This is a genomic window from Actinoplanes sp. NPDC048791 (genome assembly GCF_040650095.1).
GTDB lineage: Bacteria > Actinomycetota > Actinomycetes > Mycobacteriales > Micromonosporaceae > Actinoplanes.
The window spans coordinates 1-2,745 of the sequence record NZ_JBEZGQ010001069.1 but is presented as its reverse complement, the minus strand read 5'-3'; the positions used below and the strand labels follow the sequence as shown (position 1 = coordinate 2,745).

2 protein-coding genes are annotated in these 2,745 nt (G+C 74.9%); one reads left to right on the top strand and one right to left on the bottom strand.

What is annotated here, in order from left to right:
• Positions 1-366 precede the first annotated feature (366 nt).
• Positions 367-2,223 (top strand): SpoIIE family protein phosphatase, encoded by a 1,857-nt coding sequence (locus tag AB0C29_RS42260; protein WP_360833118.1) that lies wholly within the window; start codon positions 367-369, stop codon positions 2,221-2,223.
• Here the strand turns inward: AB0C29_RS42260 and AB0C29_RS42255 are convergent.
• Positions 2,205-2,745, bottom strand: a 541-nt coding sequence (locus AB0C29_RS42255; protein ID WP_360833115.1) for a 3-keto-5-aminohexanoate cleavage protein, incomplete at its 5' end; no start/stop codon positions are given. The genes AB0C29_RS42260 and AB0C29_RS42255 overlap by 19 nt on opposite strands.

Genomic DNA, 2,745 nt, shown 5'->3' with positions numbered 1-2,745 from the left:
GCCGTCACCGGTTCGCGGTAGGCGTACCGGAAGCTCTGCTCGACCCGGAAGCCGATCCGCCGCGCCCCGTCGAGGTCCATCCCGCCATGATCCGGCATCGCTGTTTCCGGCGCATCACCGCACCGGATCGGGCCGGCGGCACCGCACCGCATCGGACCGGCGCCGCGGTCCGTTCGGTGACCTGCGGGAACCGGGCGGCCGGGGGCCGCCACCGGACGGCCCCCGGGCCCCGGTCGTCCTTCCGGGTGACCCGGCCGCGCTGCGCCGCAGGTCGACCCCGGTGGCAGGTGAACGGGGGATGACGCCGCGCGCCGCGCTGGCGTATGCAGGGAACCGTAGTGGTGAATTCCGGCAGGTGGGAGCGGTATGGGCGGCAGGCAGCAGGCGTACCTGGAGGCGATGGAGAACCTGCGTTCGGTGGCGCGTCTGGCCACCGGGGACGGTTCACGCGCCACCATGGACCGGGCTGTGGGGCTGCTGGCCGGGCGTACCCGGTGCCGGCTCTCGGAGGCCCACCGTCACCTGCTGCAGATGGCCGCCGACCAGAACCGCGACGTGGTCGACGTCGCGGCCGGGGTGATCAGCATGCTGGACATCCCGGAGCCCGCCGACGACCGCGGCCCGCCGCTGCGCTCGATGCTGCTGGCGCCCCGGCGCGCCAGTGCCGACGTCCGCCCGGTCGAGCCGTGGCTGGCGGTCGTGCAGGCTGTGCTGGACCTGCTGCCCGGGCAGTCCGCGCTGCTCACACCGGTGCGCGGCGAGGCCGGGGAGCTGGTCGACCTGATCTACGCCGCGGCCACCCCGGAGGCGACCACGCCCGACGGGCTCCGCGGCCGGCAGCTGGTCGGCACCCGGATGGCCGAGCAGTTCCCGCACGCCCCGGTCAGCGACCGGTGGGCGGCCTACCAGCGGGTGCTGGAAACCGGTGAGCCCGTGCAGCTCGGGCCGTTCATGGTCGACGACCACCGCTTCACCGTACGGGCGCACCGCCTCGGCTCCGGGCTGTTCATGAGCTGGGTGCGGCACGGCGCCGGCCCGGACGAGGGTGACCGCATCGCCGGCACCGAGCAGCTCGGCAACCTCGGCTGGGGTGAATGGGACCTGATCAGCGGCGAGGTCCGGTGGTCGGCCCAGCTGTACCGGATCTACGAACGGGACCCGGCCCTCGGCCCGCTGTCCACCGAGGAGACCGAGGCGCTCGCCGTGGCCGAGGACGCCCCGCTGCGGCTGGCGGCGGCGGAGGCCTTCGAACGCGGCGAGCGGGTCGACGTGACGTTGCGGGTCCGGATCAAGGGCCGGATCAAGCACCTGCGCACGGTCGCCGACGCCACCCGCGACGGCGCCGGCCGGCCGCTGCGGCTGTACGGCATCGTGCAGGACGTCACCGCCCGGGAGAACAGCGCCCGCCGGCTGGCCGAGGTCGAGCAGCAGCTCGCCGAGCACCGCCGCAGCCTGCACGCCGAGCACGAGCTGGCGGCCCGGCTGCAGCACATCATCCTGCCGATCCCGGAGCGCCCGGTGGAGCTGCCCGGCATCAAGGTGGCCGTGCGTTACCTGCCGGCCGGCCAGGAGAGCCTGGTCGGTGGCGACTGGTACCACGCGGCGGCGCTGCGGGACGGCTCGGTGCTGCTGGCGATCGGTGACGTCGCCGGGCACGGCACGCTGGCCGCGACGACGATGGCGCAGCTGCGGTACTCGCTGCGGGCGCTGGCGGTGACCACCACCGACCCGGCCGAGCTGCTCGGGCACCTCAACCGGATCACCTGTGACCTGGACGAGGAGCGGCCGGAGACGGCGGCGACCGCGATCGTGGCCCGCTACGAGCCGGCCCAGCGCCGGCTGACCTGGGCGCAGGCCGGGCATCCGCCGCCGCTGCTGAGCCGCGGTGGCCGTACGCAGCCGCTGCCGCGTCCGAGCGGGCCGATGCTGGGGGTAGTGGAGGACGCGAGGTACGAGTGCGCCGAGCTGCGGCTGGCGCTCGGCGACCTGCTGCTGCTCTACACCGACGGGCTGGTGGAGTACCGCTGCCGCAGCCTGGACGAGGGGCTGGACACGGTGATCCGTACCGTCGACGAGGCCGTGGCGGCGGCGCCCCGGCAGCCGCTCGCGGAGCTGGTCAGCCGGCTGCGGCAGGCCAATCCGGACGACGACACGTGCATCCTGGCGGTCCGTCCGACCACGGGGGAGACCCAGGACCTGCGCCGCTATCTGCGCTCGCGCTGAGCGGTCCAGACCCGCAGCGCCCGCCGGACCAGGTCGGCGTTGCCGGTCGCGGGCCGGCCGTCGTGTGTGACCAGGGTGTCCTCAAGGCCGATCCGGGTGGGCAGGCCGAGGCGGCCGGCGTGGGCGATCAGCGGCCAGCAGGCGTCCTGCTCACCGTGCAGCAGCCGCGGTCCGGTGGCCTCGAGCCGGTCGAGGATGGCGTCGGCCGCGGCCACCGCGTCCGCGGCGGGCGTGTCCAGGATCTCGATCAAGATCCGGTCGACCGGTACGCCGTCCAGCCGCTCGGCGTCCCGTGGTGACCACACGCCCGCCTCGACGCCCACCCCGGCTCCCCGCAGCAGCGTGACCAGTTCGGCGAAACCGTCCTCACCGACGTTGACCGACGCGAACGAGGGCCGCTGGTCAGCGCCGAGGTCCGCCCACCGGGCCACGGTGGCGTGCCGCCGCGCGACGTCCCCGCCGGTGATCCTCGCCGTGCCGGGACTGGTCCGTCGCCCGGGCGTCGCCCACGTGGGTGTTGTG

Bases quoted from the DNA above. Each gene is read 5' to 3' on its own strand.
- AB0C29_RS42260 (WP_360833118.1), top strand. From the start codon at position 367: ATGGGCGGCAGGCAGCAGGCGTACCTGGAGGCGATGGAGAACCTGCGT.